Annotated in this window: 17 protein-coding genes; 11 read left to right on the top strand and 6 right to left on the bottom strand. The window is 67.1% G+C overall.

Going from position 1 to position 19,891, the window contains the following annotated elements; translation table 11 throughout:
• Positions 1–137: 137 nt before the first annotated feature.
• Positions 138–650, bottom strand: a complete 513-nt coding sequence (locus ACOJB8_RS10805) for a hypothetical protein (RefSeq protein WP_475012497.1) — start codon at positions 648–650, stop codon at positions 138–140.
• A 308-nt stretch (positions 651–958) separates the two neighbouring features.
• Between ACOJB8_RS10805 and ACOJB8_RS10800 the strand changes: the two genes are divergently transcribed.
• The 5 genes from ACOJB8_RS10800 (at position 959) to fumC (ending at position 7,322) form a co-directional block, all read left to right on the top strand.
• A complete protein-coding gene (locus ACOJB8_RS10800; RefSeq protein ID WP_028206712.1) occupies positions 959–1,180 on the top strand; it encodes an RNA-binding S4 domain-containing protein in 222 nt (73 codons plus the stop codon).
• A 145-nt stretch (positions 1,181–1,325) separates the two neighbouring features.
• Complete coding sequence (locus ACOJB8_RS10795) at positions 1,326–2,735, top strand: MATE family efflux transporter (protein ID WP_475012495.1); 1,410 nt, start codon at positions 1,326–1,328, stop codon at positions 2,733–2,735.
• Positions 2,736–2,987: 252 nt separating this feature from the next.
• Complete coding sequence (panS, locus tag ACOJB8_RS10790; RefSeq protein ID WP_475012493.1) at positions 2,988–3,950, top strand: ketopantoate/pantoate/pantothenate transporter PanS; 963 nt, start codon at positions 2,988–2,990, stop codon at positions 3,948–3,950.
• Between the two features lie 171 nt (positions 3,951–4,121).
• Positions 4,122–5,810: a phospholipase D family protein gene (locus ACOJB8_RS10785; protein ID WP_475012491.1), complete on the top strand. Its 1,689-nt coding sequence runs from the start codon at positions 4,122–4,124 to the stop codon at positions 5,808–5,810.
• Positions 5,811–5,912: 102 nt separating this feature from the next.
• Entirely contained in the window at positions 5,913–7,322 is a 1,410-nt protein-coding gene (gene fumC, locus ACOJB8_RS10780; RefSeq protein ID WP_069262598.1) for a class II fumarate hydratase, read from the top strand.
• Positions 7,323–7,425: 103 nt separating this feature from the next.
• Here the strand turns inward: fumC and ACOJB8_RS10775 are convergent, their stop codons facing one another.
• The 3 genes from ACOJB8_RS10775 to ACOJB8_RS10765 form a co-directional block, all read right to left on the bottom strand.
• Positions 7,426–7,929: an acyl-CoA thioesterase gene (locus ACOJB8_RS10775; protein ID WP_069262939.1), complete on the bottom strand. Its 504-nt coding sequence runs from the start codon at positions 7,927–7,929 to the stop codon at positions 7,426–7,428.
• Positions 7,930–8,055: 126 nt separating this feature from the next.
• On the bottom strand, positions 8,056–9,081 hold the full coding sequence (locus ACOJB8_RS10770) for a GlxA family transcriptional regulator (protein ID WP_475012489.1): 1,026 nt from the start codon (positions 9,079–9,081) through the stop codon (positions 8,056–8,058).
• Positions 9,082–9,183: 102 nt separating this feature from the next.
• Entirely contained in the window at positions 9,184–9,330 is a 147-nt protein-coding gene (locus ACOJB8_RS10765) for a hypothetical protein (protein WP_176732839.1), read from the bottom strand.
• A gap of 216 nt (positions 9,331–9,546) precedes the next feature.
• On the opposite strand from ACOJB8_RS10765, the gene ACOJB8_RS10760 reads away from it, so the two are divergent.
• Both ACOJB8_RS10760 and ACOJB8_RS10755 read left to right on the top strand, forming a co-directional pair.
• On the top strand, positions 9,547–10,269 hold the full coding sequence (locus ACOJB8_RS10760; RefSeq protein ID WP_368605512.1) for an ArsR/SmtB family transcription factor: 723 nt from the start codon (positions 9,547–9,549) through the stop codon (positions 10,267–10,269).
• A 226-nt stretch (positions 10,270–10,495) separates the two neighbouring features.
• Positions 10,496–13,090: a DUF6600 domain-containing protein gene (locus ACOJB8_RS10755; protein WP_475012486.1), complete on the top strand. Its 2,595-nt coding sequence runs from the start codon at positions 10,496–10,498 to the stop codon at positions 13,088–13,090.
• Positions 13,091–13,186: 96 nt separating this feature from the next.
• On the opposite strand, the gene ACOJB8_RS10750 is transcribed toward ACOJB8_RS10755, so the two are convergent.
• Both ACOJB8_RS10750 and ACOJB8_RS10745 read right to left on the bottom strand, forming a co-directional pair.
• A complete protein-coding gene (locus tag ACOJB8_RS10750; protein WP_342945423.1) occupies positions 13,187–14,158 on the bottom strand; it encodes a thymidylate synthase in 972 nt (323 codons plus the stop codon).
• Between the two features lie 312 nt (positions 14,159–14,470).
• Positions 14,471–15,856 (bottom strand): sigma-54 dependent transcriptional regulator, encoded by a 1,386-nt coding sequence (locus ACOJB8_RS10745; RefSeq protein ID WP_368616024.1) that lies wholly within the window; start codon positions 15,854–15,856, stop codon positions 14,471–14,473.
• Positions 15,857–16,403: 547 nt separating this feature from the next.
• On the opposite strand from ACOJB8_RS10745, the gene ACOJB8_RS10740 reads away from it, so the two are divergent.
• From ACOJB8_RS10740 to ACOJB8_RS10725, 4 genes are all read left to right on the top strand, one after another.
• Positions 16,404–16,949 carry a hypothetical protein gene (locus tag ACOJB8_RS10740; RefSeq protein ID WP_475012484.1) on the top strand — a complete coding sequence of 182 codons (546 nt, stop codon included), beginning with the start codon at positions 16,404–16,406 and terminating at the stop codon, positions 16,947–16,949.
• Between the two features lie 122 nt (positions 16,950–17,071).
• The gene (locus ACOJB8_RS10735) at positions 17,072–17,572 is read left to right on the top strand and encodes a hypothetical protein (RefSeq protein ID WP_475012482.1); all 501 of its coding nucleotides are present in this window, start codon (positions 17,072–17,074) and stop codon (positions 17,570–17,572) included.
• The gene (locus ACOJB8_RS10730; protein ID WP_475012480.1) at positions 17,569–18,186 is read left to right on the top strand and encodes a hypothetical protein; all 618 of its coding nucleotides are present in this window, start codon (positions 17,569–17,571) and stop codon (positions 18,184–18,186) included. The genes ACOJB8_RS10735 and ACOJB8_RS10730 overlap by 4 nt, the downstream gene beginning before the upstream one ends.
• A gap of 27 nt (positions 18,187–18,213) precedes the next feature.
• Positions 18,214–19,791, top strand: a complete 1,578-nt coding sequence (locus tag ACOJB8_RS10725) for a beta strand repeat-containing protein (RefSeq protein ID WP_069262606.1) — start codon at positions 18,214–18,216, stop codon at positions 19,789–19,791.
• Positions 19,792–19,891 lie beyond the last annotated feature (100 nt).

The following is a 19,891-nucleotide window of genomic DNA, read 5'->3' as shown; positions in this document are numbered from 1 at the left end:
CGGCGCGTTTCGCTGCCGCCGACACCCGGGAGCCGCCAGACAAAACGGCGGCGCCCGTTGCCGGACGCCGCCGCTCACAAGACCAGGCACAAGGTCGGCGCCCCAAAGGCGCGGGCGCCTTCGGCATCAGCCGATCGTTACTGCGACTGGCCGCCCTGCTGCTGGGCCGACATGCCGTTCATCTGGTCCTTCATTTCCGAGTCGTTGGCCTGACGGTCGGCCTTGTGGTTGATCTTCGCGTCCTTCACCTGCGCCTTGTACTGCGACTTCGCCTGCTTCTTCGCGTCGCCGTACTCGGCGTTCGCCGACTTCTTCGCGCTGCGGTATTCGGCGTTCGCCGCCGCGTTCGCGTTGCGCTTTTGCACCAGCGGGTCGGCGGACTGCGGTGCGGTCAGGGCCTGCGGCGCGGGCGCGGGCTGCGCGATCCCTGCGGCCGCCGGCGCCTGGCCCGGCGCCTGCCCGGTCATCTGGCCAGGGGCAGCGCCCGGCGCCATGGCCGGCGCGCCGGAAGGCGCCATCGTTGGGGCTTCGCCGGCCTGTGTCGCGCCCTGGGTCGCGTTTTGGGCATACGCGCCCTGCGCAAATACGGCGGCAGTGGTCACGGTGGCAAAAGCGGCGGTAACAGTGAGCAGCTTGGCGATCTGGGTCATGGCGTATCCTCTTTGCAGTGGTTCCGAAGGCGCTTATGCGGTGGGCAAGCCCGCCACAATCGCGCCCCGGCTCGATGGAACCGCATCAGAAAAACTCGAGCGGCGCTGTCGATCCGGGTGAAACCATTTTGGTATGAAGATCGCCGTGGGGTCCCGCGACGTTACTCAACGTTTCATTTACTGACGAATTCATAACATCTGGCCCCTGGATGTAACGATGCGCTGGCAGGCGCTGCCGCGAGCCCGCCATCGCTTATGATGCTCACCCTTCGCGCGCTAGCCGCACGCCTTTCGAATTTGAATCCGCCATGCCCAATCTCGATTTCACGCTGACCGGCGACTACGTCGAACTGCACAACCTCCTGAAGATCACCGGACTCGCCGACAGTGGCGGCTCAGCCAAGCAGATCGTCGCCTCGGGCGCGGTGAAGGTGGACGGCGAAGTCGAGTTGCGCAAGACGTGCAAGATTCGCGCGGGCCAAGCCGTGCTGCTCGGCGACACCCGCATTGCCATCAAGGCGAGCGAGTGAACCCCGCCGGAACTTGCCCGCAGGCGCCGGCTATGCACCAGATTTGAGCATCTGGATCGACAAGGTCGCTGTCTCGCAATAAGCTTTCAGTTTTGACAGACGAACCCTGCCTCGCGGCGCGCTTATCTCGCGCCGCTTGTTTTTCATGACTCGAACTACGCTTTCCCGCCGCGCCGTTGCCGCGCCGCCCACGCTGCGCCGCCATGCCGCCGACACCGCCCGCCTCGCCGGGCCGCTCGCGATCGCCCAACTCTCGCAGATGGCGATGAGCGTGACCGACACGGTGCTGCTCGGCTCGCTCGGCGCCGACGCGCTCGCCGCGGGCGGCCTCGGCGCCAACCTGTTCTTCGTGGTGGTGACTGTGCTGCAAGGTGTGCTGACCTCGGTGAGCGTGAGCGTCGCGCAGGCGCGCGGCGCCGACAACGAAAGCCACGTGCCGCACATCTACTGGACCGGTTTCGCGCTGTCCCTGCTGCTTTCCGTGCCGGCGTTCGCGTTGCTCTCGTTCGCCGAGCCGATCCTGCGCGCCCTCGGGGAGCCGACGCTGCTCGCGCATCACATCGGCGAATACACGGCCGTGCTGCGCTGGGGCGCGCCCGCCAGCCTTATCGGCGTGGGGCTCATGCGCTCGTTCCTGCCCGCCATCGGCGCGGCGCGGCGCCTCCTGTGGGTGTCGGTGGCGTGCGTGTTCATCAACGGCTTTCTCAACTTCGGCCTGATCCACGGTGCCTGGGGCCTGCCGCGCCTCGGCTTTCTCGGCTCGGCGGTAGCGACGACCATCACCGTGTGGCTCACCGCGTTCGTGCTGATGGCGCTGCTGCACCTGCGGCCTTCGCACCAGCGTTTCGTCGTCGCGCGCCGGCCGACGGCGCCGCTGATGGGCGAACTCTTCACGATCGGCTGGCCGGTTGCGATCACCTATGCGGTCGAAGCGACGCTCTTTCTCGCCACCGGCCTGCTCGCCGGCCTGCTCGGCGAGACGCCGCTCGCGGCGCACCAGATCGCCCTGAACGTGGCCTCTGTCACGTTCATGGTGCCGCTCGCGATCGGCCAGGTGGCCAACGTGCGCGTGGGTTACTGGTCCGGCGCGGGTGTGCCGAGTGCGGCACGCCATGCGGGCTTCGTCGCGCTCGGGCTCGGCGTCGGCTTCATGTCGCTCTCGGCGCTCGTGATGGTGCTGGCGCCGCACTGGATCGTCGGGCTCTACCTGCATCTCGACGACCCGGCCAACGCGCACACGGTCTCGCTCGCCGCCACGCTGCTCGGCGTCGCGGCCATCTTCCAGATCGTCGACGGCGCGCAGACCGTGGGTTCGGGCTGCCTGCGCGGCCTGAAGGACACGCGCGTGCCGATGCTCGCGGCCACGCTCGGCTACTGGGGCATCGGCTTTCCGCTGGGCTACGCGCTGGCGTTTTACTTCGGCCTCGGCGCGCTCGGGCTCTGGTGGGGGCTCGCAGCCGGGCTCACCACCGTCGCCGTGCTCATGACATGGCGCTTTCACCGGATGAGCCTGCGCTCGCAGGCTCACGCCGCCGCGGCGGGCCGCGCGGGTTGAAGCGCGGGTTGAAGCGTTTACTTAACCGACCGGGCCGCACCGGCTCGACCGGTTAAAATACGCGCCAGGCGCCGCAAGCGGCGTCCGTCCCACGAGGGCAAGAACAGTACGCTGCATGGGACTGGACCGGGCGCTAAAGCGCCAACGCCAGTCGACACAGGAGACATCCGCGCCCCGCGAGCGCCGCCGGCCACCCCGGCACCGCTTGCCGTGCGCCAACGCACAACGAACCCATTCACGGACCGCCCCTTCATGCTTGCCCCGATTACCCGACTCTTCCCGCTCTGGGCCGTCCTCGTTTCCCTGCTGGCCTACTTCGATCCGGGCCTCGTCGCGCCGATCGCGCCGCACGTCACGACGCTCCTGATGATCATCATGCTGGCGATGGGCGTCACGCTCTCGTTCGCCGACTTCCAGCGCGTCTTCACGCGGCCTGCGCCGGTCGCCGCGGGCATCTTCCTGCACTACCTCGTCATGCCGCTCGCCGCCTGGGCGATCGCCAAAGTGCTGCACATGCCGCCCGACCTCACGGCGGGCATGGTGCTCGTGGGCAGCGTGGCGAGCGGCACGGCGTCGAACGTGATGATCTATCTCGCGCGCGGCGACGTCGCGCTTTCGGTGACGATCAGCGCGCTCTCCACCCTGGTCGGCGTATTCGCGACGCCGCTGCTGACCCGTCTTTACGTCGATGCCTCGATCGTCGTCGACGTGCACGGCATGCTCATGAGCATCCTGCAGATCGTCGGCCTGCCGATCGCCATCGGCCTCATCGTGAACCGCCTCGCGGGCTCGCTCGTGCGCCGCGTCGAGCCGGTGCTGCCGCTCGTCTCCATGGTGTCGATCCTCGCGATCATCGCCGCCGTGGTAAGCGGCACGCATGCGAGCATCGCCACGGTCGGTCCGCTCGTCGCGCTCGGTGTGGTGCTGCATAACGGCATCGGCCTGCTCGGCGGCTACTGGGGCGGCCGCCTGCTCGGCTTCGACGAATCGGTGTGCCGCACGCTGGCCATCGAAGTGGGCATGCAGAACTCGGGTCTCGCCGCGACGCTCGGCAAGCTCTACTTCTCCCCGCTCGCCGCCCTGCCCGGCGCGCTTTTCTCGGTATGGCACAACCTCTCGGGCTCGGTGCTCGCTGGCTACTGGGCCGGCAAGCCGGCGCGCGGCAGCACGCGCGATGCGCAAGGCGCTGAGAACGCGTCGACCGCGCGCGTTTGATCAACCGCAGACCTTTCCGGCCGCGCGCAATCGTCAGTTGCTTGCGGCCCGGAAATTGCATACGCAGCGTGTCCGCCGCCGCAAGACAGGCAGGCCGCTTCCCGTAGAATCTTCGCGAAGCCGTGCAATGAAAACGAACCATCATGCGGCGCGCCGCCATGGAGAATCCGTTTGCCCGCGCATCCCGCCCGATCCGAAGCCGTTACGCAGCGCATGACCTTGCGGCACGCCTCGCTGCAAGCCCTGCCTGGAGCCCCACGGCGAGCCTGCTTCGCGCTCGTTTGCCTCGCGCTGATCGCCGGTTGCGCGACGCGCCCGCCCGCCACCGACTACCCGCGCGAGACGAGCGCGGCGCTGCCGGCACAGCAAGCCAGCGCCACGCCGCTCGGCGCCGCGCTCGCCGCCCCCCTTGCCGCTCACCCCGACGAATCGGGCTTTCGCCTGCTCGCCACCGGCACCGACTCGCTGCAGATGCGCGTCGCGCTTGCGCGCGCGGCGACGAAAACGCTCGACATGCAGTACTACATCGCCAACGAGGACACCACCGGCAAGCTGCTGCTCGGGTCGGCGCTCTATGCGGCCGATCGCGGCGTACGCGTGCGCATGCTGGTCGACGACCTGAATTTTCACGACATCGACCGCCTGATGGCCGCGCTCAACAGCCATCCGAACATCCAGATCCGCGTCTTCAATCCGTACGGCAGCACGAGCGAATCGATGTACCTGCGCACGCGCAACTTCTTCACGAACGTCGACCAGTTCACGCGCCGCATGCACAACAAGGCGACGATCGTCGACAACGAAATGGCGATCGTCGGCGGCCGCAATCTCGGCGACGAGTACTTCAACGCGAGCCCGACGATCGACTTCCGCGACCTCGACGTGCTCACGGCGGGCCCGGTCGCGCAAAGCGTCTCGGCAAGCTTCGACGAGTACTGGAACAGCTCGATCTCCTACCCCCTGCGCGTGCTCAATCATCAGAAGTTCGACGCACACGATCTCGACGCCGCGCGCGACGACCTGCGCCGCCACTGGCACGAGAGCGCCGAACCCTACAACGCCAAGCCGCTCAACGCCACGCCGCTCGCGCAGCAGATCGCGGGCAACACGCTCGGGCTCGTCTGGGCGAAATGGGCGTTCGTGGCCGACTCGCCCGGCAAGATCGCGGGCGCCGACAAAGGCGAGCTGGGCGACGCCATGCGCGCGCTGCTCGATCGTATCCATCAGGCGCACTGCAGCGTGCTGGTGTTCTCGCCGTACTTCGTGCCGCACGACACGGGCGTGCAGACCATCCGCGCGCTCACCGCGCATGGTGTGCGCGTGGCGATCCTCACCAATTCGCTCGCCGCCACCGACGCCGTGGCGGTGCAGGCCGGCTACAGCCCCTACCGCGTGCCGCTGCTCGAGGCCGGCGTCGAGCTCTACGAGTTCAAGCCGCAGCAGGAGGAGCACGACGACGAGCAGCGCTTCGGCGTGGTCGGTTCGCGCTCGCGAGCGAGCCTGCACGCCAAGGCTTACGTGATTGACGACAGCACGCTCGTGATCGGCTCGCTCAATCTCGATCCGCGCTCGGCACGCCTGAACACCGAGCTTGCGCTCACCATCGAGAGTCCGCCGATCGCGCATGAAGTCGCCGACCTGTTCAAGCGTGCGACCTCGCCGCAGGTGAGCTACCGCGTGACGCTCGCGACGCCCGAACAACTGGCGCTGCTCAAAGGCACGACGGTCAACTCGGCGCTCGTCTGGACCGACGAGGAGAACGGCATGATCCGCACCTACAACCTCGACCCTGGTGCGGGTTTCTACAGAAATGTCCTAACCGGGCTATTCTTGCTGTTGCCGGTCGATAGCCAGCTTTGAAGCGGCTTTGAGCGCACGTCGCTATCGGGCGAGCAAAACGTAGAACGCTTGACTCGCAAGCCGCGCGAGCCGAAGGCGCCGCCTCAATCACCGGAGGAACAAATGACCGCAAGCAACGAAAGCGTCCGCATGGAGCGCGACACGTTCGGCGAGATCGCCGTGCCCGCCCAGCAGCTTTGGGGCGCGCAGACGCAGCGATCGCTGCAGAACTTCCGCATCTCCACCGAAAAGCAGTCGCCGGAACTCATCACCGCGCTAGCGACGATCAAGCGCGCTGCAGCCGAAGTGAATCTCTCGCTAGGCGTGCTCGACGAGACCAGGGCGCACGCGATCATGCAGGCCGCCGACGAGATCATCGCGGGAAAGCATCCGGGCGAATTTCCGCTTGCGGTCTGGCAAACAGGCTCCGGCACGCAAACCAACATGAATCTCAACGAGGTGATCGCGAACCGCGCGAGCGAGATTCTGGGCGGGGAGCGCGGCGAGGCGCGCAAGGTGCATCCGAACGACGACGTCAACCGCGGCCAGTCGTCCAACGACGTGTTCCCGACCGCGATGCACGTGGCCGCCGCCTACGGCATCGTCAAGCATCTGCTGCCGGCGCTCAAGACGCTGCGCAATACGCTCGATGCGAAGGCGAAGGCCTTTGCCGACATCGTGAAGATCGGCCGCACGCACCTGCAGGACGCCACGCCGCTCACGCTCGGCCAGGAGTTCTCGGGCTATGTTGCGCAGCTCGATCACGGCATCAAGCACGTGGAATCTTCGTTGCCCCATCTGTATGAACTCGCGCAGGGCGGCACGGCCGTAGGCACGGGCCTGAACGCGCATCCGCAGTTCGCGCACAAGGTGGCGGAAAGCATTGCGAAGCTGACGGGCGTGCCCTTCGTCACCGCGCCCAACAAGTTCGAGGTGATGGCCGCCGCAGACGCGCTCGTGTTCGCGCACGGCGCGCTCAAGACCGTGGCGGCGAGCCTCATGAAGATCGCCAACGACATTCGCTGGCTCGCGAGCGGCCCGCGCTGCGGCCTGGGCGAGCTGTCGATTCCCGAGAACGAGCCGGGCAGTTCGATCATGCCGGGCAAGGTGAACCCTACGCAGTCGGAAGCCGTGACAATGCTCTGCTGCCAGGTGTTCGGCAACGACGTTGCCGTGAACATGGGAGGCGCGAGCGGCAACTTCGAGCTGAACGTGTTCCGCCCGATGATCGCGCACAACGTGCTGCAGTCCATCCGCATGCTCGCCGACGGTGCGCTCAGCTTCAACGATCACTGCGCGGTGGGGATCGAGCCGAACCGCTCGCGCATCGACACGCTGCTCAACGAATCGCTCATGCTCGTGACGGCGCTCAATCCGCACATCGGCTACGACAAGGCCGCGCAGATCGCCAAGAAGGCGCACAAGGAAGGCACCACGCTCAAGGCCGCCGCGCTTGCGCTGGGACACGTGACCGAGCAGCAGTTCGACGAATGGGTGAAGCCCGGTGAGATGGTCGGCAACGCGAAGAAATAAGCTCTATTTGCAGGGCTGAAATGCAAAACGGGCGGCGGGGTTCAAACCCTCGCCGCCCGTTTTTTCATGCTGGCGCAACAGCGTGCCTGCGTGTCGACCCTGCTTAAACCTGCCCTTTCGCCACTTCCTCGGGCTTGAGTTCGACGATCGCGTCGAGCGCTTCCTTCACGTCGAGCGCGTACTTCGCGAGGCGCTTCTGCTCGTCCGTTTCTGGCACGTAAGTCGGCACGGGAATCGGATTGCCGTTTTCGTCGACGGCCACGAACACGATCAGGCAGTCCGTGGTGAGCCGTAGCTGGCCGCTCTTCGGATCGCCGGCATGCACGGTGATGTGAATATGCATCGACGTGCGGCCCGTGGCGACCACGCGCGCGCGCAGCTCGACCATGTTGCCGACGAGAATCGGCCGTCGAAAGCGGATATTGCCCACGCTCACCGTGACGCAATAGCGGCCGGACCAGACCGCGGCGCACGCATAAGCCGTCTCGTCGATCCACTTCATCAGCGCACCGCCGTGCACTTTGCCGCCGAAGTTCACCGAAGTCGGCTCGGCGAGGAACCGGAACGTCGTTTCCGAACGGTCCAGCGGCTGGGTAGGCGTCTTCATCTCGGCTTGGCTCATGGCGAAAAGCCGCGTACGGCGGCTCGTATGGTGGGGTAAGGAGGCGTTGATTATACGAGCGCAATAAGACAGAGAGTCGCAGCCGCCTGCCAAACGCCATCGGCGGTGTTTCTAGCTCGCCGCGAATCGCGCCCGATAGTCGAGGGGCAGCACGCCGTAGGACCTTTCGAACGCGCGCCGCAGATTCTGCTCGGTGCCGAAACCGCAGTCGGCCGCAATGCGCTTGAGCGGGCGGCGCGACTGCACGAGCGCGTGGGCGGCGGCCTCCACGCGCATCGCCGCGACCGTGCGCGCAGGCGTGCGCCCCACTGCGTCGACATATCGGCGCGCGAACGTGCGCGGGCTCATGCGCGCTTCTTCGGCCAGACGCTCGACGCTCAGCTCGCCGTGCAGGTTGGCGGCCATCCAGCCGTGCAGCGCGTCGAACTCCGCGCCCGCGCTGACCTGAGCCGCGAGTGCCTCGCTGAACTGCGACTGCCCGCCGGGCCGCTTCATGAACACGACGAGGCGGCGCGCGGCCTGCATCGCGACCGCATGGCCGCAGTCCTCCTCGATCAGGGCGAGCGCGAGATCGATGCCCGCCGTCACACCCGCCGACGTCCACACCACGCGGCCGTCGCGCTCGTCGCGGATGAAGATCGGCTCGGGATCGACTTCGATACGGGGAAAACGGCGCGCGAGCTGCGCCGCGTTGCGCCAGTGCGTGGCCGCGCGGCGACCGTCGAGCAGCCCCGCTGCCGCGAGATAGAACGCCCCCGTGCAGACCGACGCGACGCGGCGCGCGTGCGGCGCGGCCGCTGCGATCCAGGCGACGAGTTCGGGTTGCAGCGCGGTGGTGTCGTCGATGGGGACGCCGGGGACGATCAGCGTGTCGATCGTGGCAGGGTCGAGCGTGTCGAGCCGCTCGGTGACGATGGGCATGCCCGCGAAGGTGGGCAGCACGCCGCCGGCGACCGAGGCGAGCGTCGTGCGGTAGGCGCAGGGATCGCCGCCGCGGGTACCGCTCGCGACACGCATCGCCAGCTCGGCGCGCCAGAACGCCTCGACGGGACCGCAGGCGTCGAGCAGCACGAGCTCCGGCGCGACGGCGAACACGACATGGCGTGCGGGCGTTTGGGACGGCGGTTGAGACGGCATGGCGGCGGACTCGATGCTGACGATCTGTCTGCATCATCGCACGCGCGCCTTTGGCAGTCAGGCCAAAGCAACATCAAAAACTGCCAGATGATGCCAGGCCGCTCACTTGTGGAACGTGATGCCCTCGTCGATCGTGCCGTACATCGTGATGCCGCTGGCACCGCTCGACGACGGCGCGGAACCGCCTGCGCAGGCGGTGCACAAGGCGGCGAGCGCGGCGACGGCAAAAAGAGCGAGGAAGCGTTTCATGAAAGGCCGGGCCGATTGCGTGAATGAACGATTTTAGCGCGGGGCTCTGGCGCACCGCAGTATGTACCGCCGCAGGCAATGCCTCGACCTCACCGCGGGGATCTCGAGTGGTTGCAATCGACACTTCACCATAGACTGAAACGTCGAATGCGACAATTCGCTAAAGTCACGGTGTGGGCGGCGTCAGCCGCCATCGCAAACCATGAAGGAGCCGCCATGAACCTTCCCGCCACCGACGAGTCGAGCCACTTCCCGGGCCTCGCACGCGTTGCCGCACTCCTCGCCGATCCGGGCCGCGCCGCCATGCTGTGGGCGTTGATGGACGGCAGCGCGCGGCCCGCGGGCGAACTCACGATGATCGCGGGGCTGTCGCCTTCGGCGGCGAGCGGCCACCTCGCGCGCCTGACCGACGGCGGGCTCCTCGCGCTCGACGTACGCGGCCGCCACCGCTACTACCGCATCGCCAACCCCGAGATCGCTGCGGCGATCGAGGCGCTCATGAACGTCGCGCAGGTGTCCAACACCGTCGCCTCGCAACGCCCGGCGCCGCGCCCCGCGCGTACGGTGCCGCTCGAGATGCGCCATGCGCGCACCTGCTATGACCACATGGCCGGCGAAGTGGCCGTGCGGGTGTTCGAACGTCTCGTGGACGGCGGCCTGCTGGTGCGCGACGGCGACACCCTCGAAGCCACCCCCGAGGGCGCAACGCGTCTCGCGGCCTGGGGCGTGGACGTGGCGGCGCTGCGCGCGCGGCGGCGGCGCTTCGCCTGCACCTGCCTCGACTGGAGCGAGCGCAGGCCGCACCTGGGCGGCGCACTCGGCGCGGCGCTGCTCGATTCGTGGACGCAGGGCGGCTGGATCGAGCGCACGAGCCGCCCGCGCGTGTTGCGCATCACACCCAAGGGGCAGCGCGAGTTCGACGCAATCGCCGGTGCCTGAGACACCAGCTGCACGCGCGGAATTAGCTGACAATTACCGTACAACATCGCCGATTTCGCGCGCAAAAATGCGCGTTTCGCGCGCGGTCACACGTTCTGTTACATCTGGTGCATAAGCCTTAACAAATCCGTGAGCATGGAAACAAGCCCGCCGGATACAGTGCCCTGCATGGGATAGCGTTAAACGCTGCGGCAGCCAAGCGCCAAATCCCATCGACAGGAGAACAATGATGACGCGCACACCTACGATCACCCAGTTTCGGCGCACTTCGCGCCGCACGCTGTTTGCGCTCGCCGCGCTCGCGGCGCTGAACCTCGCAGCCGCGCCCGCGGTCTTCGCGCAGGCAGCGCCGCCCGATGCCGCGACCGCCCCCGCTGCCACGGGCGGCGATCCGCCGAGCCGCGTCGCGCGTCTGGACTACATGGCCGGCGCCGTGACCACCGAGCCGGCCGGCGCGAGCGACTGGTCGTACGCGCAGCTCAACCGCCCGCTCACGACCGGCGATCAGCTCTGGAACGACGCCAATGGGCGCTCGGAGATGCACATCGGCTCGACGGCGGTGCGCCTCGGCGCGCAAACGAGCCTCGACGTCCTCAATCTCGACGATCAAACCGCGCAGCTCAAGGTCGCGCAGGGCACGCTCTCGACGCGCGTGCGCGAAGTGCCGCCCGGCAGCTCGTATGAAATCGACACGCCGAACCTCGCACTCGGCGTGACGAGCCCCGGCGACTATCGCGTGGATGTGGCACCCGACGGCAGCAGCACGACCGTCACCGTGCGCAGCGGGAGTGTGACCGTGTACGGCGAAAACGGTCAGACGCCGATGACGGCCGGCCAGCAGATCCGCTTCGCCGGCACCGACCTGCAGCAGGTGGCGAGCGACCAGACGCCGCCGCCGGACGCCTTCGACCAGTGGGGGCTCGCGCGCGACGCCGCCGAGGACCGCTCGGTCTCGGCGCGCTATGTCTCGCGCGACGTCCCGGGCTACCAGGACCTCGACAACAACGGCACGTGGCGCAACGATCCGCAATACGGCGAAGTCTGGACGCCGAACTCGGTGCCCACCGGCTGGGCGCCGTATCACGACGGCCACTGGGTGTGGCAGGCGCCGTGGGGCTGGACGTGGGTCGATGACGCGCCCTGGGGCTTCGCGCCGTATCACTACGGACGCTGGGCTTACGTCGACGATTCGTGGGCGTGGGTGCCCGGGCCGGTCGTCGAAAGCGCGCCGCCCGTCTATGCGCCGGCGCTGGTCGCGTTCGTGGGCGGCGGCGACGGCGGCACGGACTGGGGCGTCAACCTCGCGGTAGGCGGCGTCGCGGCCGCGGGCGTCGCGTGGTTCGCGCTCGGGCCGAGTGAGCCATGGCATCCGCACTGGGGCGGCTGGAGCCCGCACTACTACGAGCGCGTGAACCAGACCGTCGTCGTCAACAACTACCGGCGCGACGTCAACATCACGAATATCAACGTTCACAACACCTACGTGAACTATCGCGCGCCGGGTGCGGTGACGGCGGTACCGGCCACGGCGTTCGTCCATGGTCAGCCGGTCTCGCGGTTCGCGCAGCGTGTCGATCCGCAGCAATGGCGCAATGCGCGCATCGACCCGGGCACGCCTGGCATCGCGCCTGTGAAGGGCAGCTTCGGGCCCAACATGCGCCGCGCCGACTACCGGCCGCCCGCGGCGCTCAATCAGCGTCAGGTCGTCGCCACGCGCGCGCCCGTCGCACCGCCCGCATTCCACGACAACCTCGCGCAGCGCTTCGCCCACGCCGGCGGCACGGTGCCGGGGGCAGGCGCGCCCGTGGTGCGCGTCTCGGCGCCGGCGCATGCGCCGTCCTCGCCGTTCTCTGCCGCAGCTCACGGCGCGTGGCCCGCACAGAACGTGCGTGTCGTACCGCCGCACTCACCGGTGCTTGGCGCGACGGGCAGGCCGGCGGCCCCGCAGGCGCAAGCCGGCCGTCCGGGCATGCCTGGCGGCGCCCCCCAACCGGGCGCCGCAGCCGCCAACGCCATGCCGCGTGGCCCCGAACATGGCCAGGCGGGCATGCCGCCCGCTGTCGCGCAGGAACATGGCGTGCCGCGTCCGCCGCAGTTTGCGGGCCGGCCCGAAGGCGGCGCGCCTGCAGCCGGTCAGCCCGGCCCGGGTGCGATGAACGCGGCCAACGCGGCGCGCGGCGAAGTGCATCAACCGGCCTGGACACAGCCGCACGCGCCGATGGCCACACGAGGCCAGCCGGGCAGCAACGAGGCAGGCCGCCCGCCCGCCGTCGCGATGCAGGAGCAGCGTGACGCGGCGCGTGGCCAGCCGCAGCCGCAAGCGCAGCAACGGATGCCCGAGCCAGCCGCGGCGCAGCACGGCCAGCAGATGCCGCAGCAAGCCGAGGCGCGGCCGGCGCAGCAGCCCGCGGCGCGCCCCGAGTTTCATCCGCAGGCGCAAGCGCAGCCGCAGCCGCAGCCGCAGCCGCAACAGCGTGCCGAGGTCCGTCCGCAACCCCAGCCGCAACCGCAACAGCGTGCCGAGGTCCGTCCGCAACCCCAGCCGCAACCGCAGCAGCGCGCCGAGGTCCGGCCGCAGCCGCAGCCCCAGCCGCGTCAGGAATTCCATCCGCAGCCGCAACCGCAGCAGCGCGCCGAAGCCCGTCCGCAGCCGCAACCGCAGCCGCGCCCGGAATTCCATCCGCAGCCCCAGCCCCAGCCGCAGCAGCACGCGGAGGCCCGCCCGCAGCCGCAGCCCCAACCGCGTCCGCAGCCGCAGCCCGCGCCTCATCCGCAAGAGCGTGCAAGCGGTGGCAATCACGACGATCGCCACCACGGCTGATCGACGCGCCGCCAACGAAAAAGCCCGCGAACGTCGCCGTTCGCGGGCTTTATTCATGGCGCGGTCATACCGGCCACTCACGCAAATGCAAGCGCCTCACACTGCCATCGGCGCGGTCAGCGGCTCGTGATGCCGGTAGTCGACGAGCGAGAAGTCCGACGGCTCGACCTTTTCGAGCCACTGAGGCTCGTAGACGCCCGTCTTCGCGTACTCGGGCACGCGCTCGGAGATGGCCAGACGCGGGCTCGCGTACGGCTCCCGGCGCAGCTGCTCGTTGAGCATATCGAGCTGGTTCTCGTAGATATGCGCGTCGCCGATGAAGTACGTGAACCAGCGCGGCGTATAGCCCGTGAGCCGGCCCACCAGGTGCAGCAGCACCGCGCCTTCGGTGAGGTTGAACGGCGTGCCGAGGCCCACATCGTTGCTGCGGATGTAGAGGCACAGCGAGATTTCGCGCTTTGTCGGGTTCGGCAGGAACTGGTACAGCAGATGGCAAGCCGGCAGCGCGATCTCTTCGAGCACGGCCGGATTCCAGCCATGAAACAAAATTCGCCGGTCGGTGGGGTTGCTCATGATCGTATCGAGGCACTGACGCAGCTGGTCCACCGCCTTGTAGAGCAGCACCTTGGAGCGGCCATCCTCGGTAAATTCTGCCACGCGCGCATAGCCGCGCGACTGCGCGTCGACGAGCTGTGCGGCGGCGTCGCCGTCGAGCACCTTGTAAGCAGGCCAGCGCCGCCATTGCACGCCGTACACGTCGCCCAGGTCGTCCGTGCCCTGGCGGTACGGGTTGGCGAGCCACTGGGCGTTCTCGTTCGCGTTGGCGTCCCAGACCTTGCAGCCCAGCGCCCGGAAGTCGGCTGCGCTGCGCGAGGCGCGCAAAAATCCGATCAGCTCACCCACGGCCGACTTGAATGCCAGCTTCTTCGTCGTCACCGCGGGGAAGCCTTCCTGCAGGTCGAAGCGCAGCATGGCGCCCGGCTGGCTGATCGTGCGGATGCCGGTGCGGTTTTCCTGCCAGGTGCCGGTGTCGAGAATCGAGCGGACGAGCTCGAGATACTGTTTCATGCGCGGTTCCCTCGTCGGGCACGTGGCGCCCGGTTCGGATTCAGGATGGAAAAGGAGGATTTTACCCGGCGCGCGCGTCCCGGGTCGGCCGCGCCGAAAGCGCGAGCGCATCACGCAACGGTGACAAGGGCAGAACGCCCACAGGAAGGGCTACGACGAGCCCGGAGAAAGTCTCGCGACGCTATAAGACGCACCGAGATGAAACGCATGGCAAAGGCCGCGCAAAGCGACGGCGCGCGATCCACGCGTGGAGCACGAAAGTGCCGGTCGCCTCAATCGACGTCAAGCGCCCTCAGGCAACCCCACCCCGCCTCAACCGCCCGAAACCAGGCCGCCCGGATGCGGCGCGAGCGGCTCGCTTTCCATATGGCGCATGCCATGCGCGCACAAGAGCCGGTACAGCGTCACGCGCGAGATGCCGAGCTCCTGGGCGGCGTCGCCGAGGCGGCCGCGGTGGCGCAGCAGCGCGAGTTCGATGGCCTGGCGCTCGGCGGCTTCGCGCGCCTGGGCGAGCGAGACCGGCACCACCTCGACGTAGTCGCCGAGTTCGAGATCGCGCGCCGTGATCGCGCGGCCCTCCGACATCACGATGGCGCGCCGCACGCGGTTGATCAACTCGCGCACGTTGCCGGGCCAGCTGTAGTTGTGCAGGGCGGCGATGGCGTCGGGCGAAAAGCCGCGCAGGCGCCGGCTGCCGTCCTTCTTGAAGCGCTCGAGCATGTGCCGCGCGAGCAGCTCGATGTCCTTGCCGCGCGCGCGCAGCGGCGGCTCGTCGATCTGCAGCACGCACAGACGGTGATACAAATCCTGGCGGAAGCGCCCTTCCACCATCGCCGCGCGCATATCGACGTGCGTGGCCGAGATGATGCGCACGTCCACGGGAATCGACTGATGACCGCCCAGGCGCTCGATCTTGCCTTCCTGCAGGAAACGCAGCAGGCTCGCCTGGCTTTCCATCGGCAGGTCGCCGATTTCGTCGAGAAAAAGCGTGCCGCCGTTGGCCGATTCGACCCGGCCGATCTTGCGCTGGCTCGCGCCCGTGAACGCGCCGCGCTCGTAGCCGAACAGCTCGGACTGCAGCAGGTGCGGGGGAATGGCGCCGCAGTTGATCGGCACGAACGGCGCGCTGCGGCGCGCCGAGCGCTCGTGGATCGCCACCGCCGTGAGTTCCTTACCCGTGCCCGACTCGCCGGAGATGAACACCGGCGCATCGGTCAGCGCGACCTTGCGGATCGAGCGGAACAGCGCCAGCATCGCCTCGCACGAGCCGACCATTTCGCCTTCGGTGCCGCCCGTGGTGTCGTTCGAGGCGACTTCGCAGAGCGAGACCATGCCATACGCGTGGCCGACGGAATCGACGATCCGATCGCCGTTCCAGGGGACCGTTACGTAATCGAAACAGTAATCGCGCACCAGACGGCGCAGCGTTGCGTCCTGCAACTGGCCCGTCGTGGTCGCAGCCACCCAGCCGACGTTGGGCAGCGTGAGGCACGGCTCGAACGAGCCGATTTCATGCAGATGGAATTCGCTGGAAAGATCGAGCAGCCCGCCCGCAGGCATCCCTGCGCGCAGAGCGCGCCGCGCGTCCCGTGCGTTGCCGACGATCTCCACCTGCCAGCCACGCTCGTGGAACCGCTCGTTCAACGCTTCGACCGGTTTTCGCGTCACGTACACCAATTGCCGCGTTGCAGGTTCCATTATTCAGATCCTCTTGCCAACACCATCGTTTGGGAATGACGGCACGCACCTGAATGTACAGACACGCAGCAAAAAGCGGCTTTCGCGTACCTGAAAAACAGTGAACGCGCATGCTTTTGCTGACAGTGAATCCCCGAGTTGTGGCGTGTGTGTCAACTTGCCCAGTTGCGGGCGTTTTCTTTTAGGCATTACGGCTTTTTCTGAAGCTTACTATAGCCTCGTGGCACTTGGATAGAATTTATGCAATGGGAATGGATAAGGGACCGATGGAAATGTTTCCACTAGTTTTCCGGCATTTTGTCAGTGCAGAAAGAATTACGGATGTTTCCTTTCTCTCAATAGTTAAGTGTCTGGCGCGCAAACGTTCTCCTTTGAAACCCGTATCGCATTCCGAACGGGTTTAAACAGCCCCACGTTTCAGCGCTGAAACATTTTGGCGAATATCCGCCATTCAAAATTTGCAGAGAATAGTGCGGTTCGAAGCGTATCAATGGATTGCGGGCGATGGCACACGTTTCGCTAAATGTCTCGCATCAGGAGATACGCCATGCGACTCAACATCCAGCAGGTCCGGCGCAGTGTCATTGGCTACGGCAGTGCATGTGCCGCCATGCTCGTTCCCGCCGTCCTCCTCCTACTCTCGCCCGGTGCTCGCGCACAGGCAGTGGACGATGCACCTGCCGCGCCAACTGCGGTTGCCAGCGTCGCCAGCGCCACCCCGGATGTCGTTCCTGCAACACCTGCGGCACTCGTTCCCGCCACGCTCGCAGTGGGCACGCCGGCCAGCGACGCGACTTCGACCGCCGCGGCCCCGGCCAGCAACACGGCCGCCAGCGCCCCCGCGCCGGCCGACCCCGTCGCCTTTGGCAATGACGGCGTCTTCGCGGGCATCGGCTCTCTCGACGACCAGACGCTTTCGCGCCAGCGCGGCGGCGCCGTCGGCATGGTGATGATGGCTGCCACCCCGCAACTGATGCGCGGCAACAACAACGTGACGCTCTGGGACGAAATCGCGCCGCCCGCACCGCTGCCGATCCCTGTCGACGCGACCCAGAACACGCAGGGCAACCTCGCGAGCTACACGAGAAAGTAACGATGAGATAGCACCCGCGCCGCTTGCGGCGCGGTGTCCTGGTTCGCTGCGAACACGCGCGACCAGGACGAAATGACCGGACGAGGCGCCGATGTGCCGACTCCGGCCAGGAGGAGACCAGCATGAGAGCACGCAATTCGACGCGCGGCGCCCGCCGCCGGTCGACCCAGTTCGCCGCCGCCCTGTGCGGCTTACTGGCCGCGAGCGTCACGGCGGGCGTGGCCGCCCAGCAGGTCACGAACCCTGGCGACGTCATCGTCGAACGAGACATCACGCCGCGCAGCGCTTTCGACAACGTGCCGAAGAATCAGGACCCGGTGCTCGTGCGCGCCACGACCTTCCCCAAGAACAGCTTCGACCCGGCGATGGCGACGCTCGTCACCGACACCGATCTCACCAACGCGCACGGCTCGAGCGGCGTCAACGCGAACGGCGCATTGAGCGCGCAGACCGCCGGCGTCCAGGCGCTCACGCGCATTCTCACGGGCAGCGCAACCGGCTCGAATGTGGCGGCCGGTGCCGGCGCGACCGGCGGCGTCGGCGCCGGTCTCGGCGGCACGATTTCCTCGACGATCACAGGCGCGCTCGCCCCACTTTCGGGCGCCATGGGAGGCATGAAATGAGCCGTTCGATCCAGACGTCACGCGCGTGGCGCACGGCGCTCGCCGGCGTCGCCGCGCTCGCCTTCGCGAGCGCCGCGCAGGCCCAGGTGAGCGTCGGCGCGACGGCGAGCATCGCCCCGGGCGCCGCCACCTCGACGACCGGCGCGCTCACGGTGAACGAGACCGCGGGTGTCGACAACGCGCAGGCCAACCAGCTGACGATCACGACCGGCAACGTGTCGATCAACGTCAACGGCGACGAGCAGCTCGCCAGCGTCACGGCGCGACTCAAGGGCGCGAGCGCGACGATAGGTGCAGGAGCTTTTGCAAACGCGAACGGCGCAATGATGGTGAATCAGTCGGCGGGCGTGGGCAATGTCCAGCGCAACACTGCTCTCATCAGCAGTGGTGCGATTGGTGTAGTGGCGGTCTCGGACGGCGAACTGTCCGCGGCGGCTGCTCAAAACGGCGGTCAGGGGCAAATGGCCCAGGCAGGGGGTATTCGTGAGGTACGCATCGACAATGCGGCATTCAGGAATGCGACGGGCCTCGTGCAGGTGAACCAGACGGCCGGCGCCGGTAACGCTACGGCAAACAGTTTTGTGCTCCGTCCCCCGGCGGGCACTCTTTTTTAACTGACCACTCAGTATCGGAGCGAAATCATGAAGCGCACCCTCATAGCAGCGGCAGTTCTTGCGTCGGCGGTAGGCTCCGCTCACGCGGCAAATTCGGCGTATCTCTTCAACGCCACAGGCGTCACGCAATACGTGGGCATCGAAGGCTTTGTCGCGCTGTTCGGCTGCGTCTCGGTTTCGAGCACCGCCGGCGCCGTCATCAACAACAACCAGACCACCGGTGGCGGCACGCTGCTTCCGCAAGCGCAAAGCTACAACAGCGGCAAGATCACCACGGCAGTGAACAACACCACGTGGAGCGTGACGGGCACGGGCAGCAATTCCTTCTCGAAGTCCTCGAGCTCGAGCGAGTCGAGCAGCTCGTCGTCGTCGAGCAGTTCGTCGCATTCGCATCAAGTGAATGCGTCGAACTCGAAGAGCTCGTCGAGCAACTCGAGCTTCAGTAAGACCTTCAACGCAAGCGCGAGCGCCGACTATCACGTCGCGACCGACAATGGCAGCACACATGACCACACGACTGCCAGCACCTATAGCGACACAGGCAGCGCGGCCCTTGGCACGAGCTACAGCAGCGTAGGCAACAACACGTCGACGAAGTCGCAGAGCGGCAATGGCAGCCTCCAGGCCAACGCATCGTGGTCGCACACCGGCAACCACCGCAACGGCTCGGCCGGCATCGACCTCACTGGCTCGGAAAGCACGTCGCACACCACGACCAACTCGCACAACAACAGCGACACGACGAACGTCGGCGCGGCCTGGTCCGTGAACAACAACAAGAATACGAGCAACAGCTCGACGACCGCCAATACGGCTCATGCTGACGGCACGGCCAGCGCCGCGCTTTCGACGAGCGTGAACGGCACGAGCGAAAAGTCGAAGAACTCGTCGAGCACGTACGCATCCATGTACAGCTCGTCGAGCTCCAGCTCGGATTCGCATAGCCACTCGTCGTCGCGCAGCTCGAGCTCGAGCAAGAGCTGGGGCTACAACGTGAGCGACTCGCTCAACACCGTCGACGAGCACACCACCGGCTCCGTTACGCAGCATATCAACACACAACAGGCGGGCACGCTCGACGCCAATACCGGCAACGGCGCAGCAACCGGCGTGACGGGCAACCTCGGCGTGAACATCGCTGAAGGCATCAACAACGCGCAAAGCAACGACGTCGCGCTCGCTTCCGTCGACATGGGCAACGTGTTCGGCAACGCGCAGATCTTCAACACGCAGGCGTCCAGCGGTAGCGCCCACGTGAAGAACTTCAACCTGAACGCGTCTGTCGGCGACGGCTCTCTCGCCAACGTATCGGGCAACGTCGGCGTGAACGTCGCATCCGGCATCGGCAACGCGCAGAACAACAGTCTTGCGGGCTCGGTGACGACGGCAACCCCGGGTGCCTACTCGACGGTTGCGATGGTCGCGACGGATAACAGCTCGCAGAACGCCAACATGTCGGCAGTCGGCCAGTTCCAGGGTACGGCCAGCCTCGGCGCCAATACGCTCACCGGCGCGCAAGGCAACATCGGCGTGAACATTGCCGGCGGCATCGGCAACCTGCAGCACAACGGCATGGCAATCGCCGCGATGAACAACGGCCACTAAGCACGGTTGGCAGCACTGCAGGAACTGGGCTCGCCCCAGGCAGAAAACGCAGCAAGCAACGCGCGCCGGCTGTCCCACCGCAGCCGGCGCGCATACCAGA

This window comes from Paraburkholderia sp. BR10141, assembly GCF_056155635.1.
This window is presented reverse-complemented; position numbering and strand designations above follow the sequence as displayed.

What these genes read in the sequence shown, in the direction of transcription:
- ACOJB8_RS10805 (WP_475012497.1), bottom strand. Translation starts at nt 650, where the DNA reads ATGACCCAGATCGCCAAGCTGCTCACTGTTACCGCCGCTTTTGCCACC.
- ACOJB8_RS10800 (WP_028206712.1), top strand. Translation starts at nt 959, where the DNA reads ATGCCCAATCTCGATTTCACGCTGACCGGCGACTACGTCGAACTGCAC.
- ACOJB8_RS10795 (WP_475012495.1), top strand. Translation starts at nt 1,326, where the DNA reads ATGACTCGAACTACGCTTTCCCGCCGCGCCGTTGCCGCGCCGCCCACG.
- panS (WP_475012493.1), top strand. Translation starts at nt 2,988, where the DNA reads ATGCTTGCCCCGATTACCCGACTCTTCCCGCTCTGGGCCGTCCTCGTT.
- fumC (WP_069262598.1), top strand. Translation starts at nt 5,913, where the DNA reads ATGACCGCAAGCAACGAAAGCGTCCGCATGGAGCGCGACACGTTCGGC.
- ACOJB8_RS10775 (WP_069262939.1), bottom strand. Translation starts at nt 7,929, where the DNA reads ATGAAGACGCCTACCCAGCCGCTGGACCGTTCGGAAACGACGTTCCGG.
- ACOJB8_RS10770 (WP_475012489.1), bottom strand. Translation starts at nt 9,081, where the DNA reads ATGCCGTCTCAACCGCCGTCCCAAACGCCCGCACGCCATGTCGTGTTC.
- ACOJB8_RS10765 (WP_176732839.1), bottom strand. Translation starts at nt 9,330, where the DNA reads ATGAAACGCTTCCTCGCTCTTTTTGCCGTCGCCGCGCTCGCCGCCTTG.
- ACOJB8_RS10760 (WP_368605512.1), top strand. Translation starts at nt 9,547, where the DNA reads ATGAACCTTCCCGCCACCGACGAGTCGAGCCACTTCCCGGGCCTCGCA.
- ACOJB8_RS10755 (WP_475012486.1), top strand. Translation starts at nt 10,496, where the DNA reads ATGATGACGCGCACACCTACGATCACCCAGTTTCGGCGCACTTCGCGC.
- ACOJB8_RS10750 (WP_342945423.1), bottom strand. Translation starts at nt 14,158, where the DNA reads ATGAAACAGTATCTCGAGCTCGTCCGCTCGATTCTCGACACCGGCACC.
- ACOJB8_RS10745 (WP_368616024.1), bottom strand. Translation starts at nt 15,856, where the DNA reads ATGGAACCTGCAACGCGGCAATTGGTGTACGTGACGCGAAAACCGGTC.
- ACOJB8_RS10740 (WP_475012484.1), top strand. Translation starts at nt 16,404, where the DNA reads ATGCGACTCAACATCCAGCAGGTCCGGCGCAGTGTCATTGGCTACGGC.
- ACOJB8_RS10735 (WP_475012482.1), top strand. Translation starts at nt 17,072, where the DNA reads ATGAGAGCACGCAATTCGACGCGCGGCGCCCGCCGCCGGTCGACCCAG.
- ACOJB8_RS10730 (WP_475012480.1), top strand. Translation starts at nt 17,569, where the DNA reads ATGAGCCGTTCGATCCAGACGTCACGCGCGTGGCGCACGGCGCTCGCC.
- ACOJB8_RS10725 (WP_069262606.1), top strand. Translation starts at nt 18,214, where the DNA reads ATGAAGCGCACCCTCATAGCAGCGGCAGTTCTTGCGTCGGCGGTAGGC.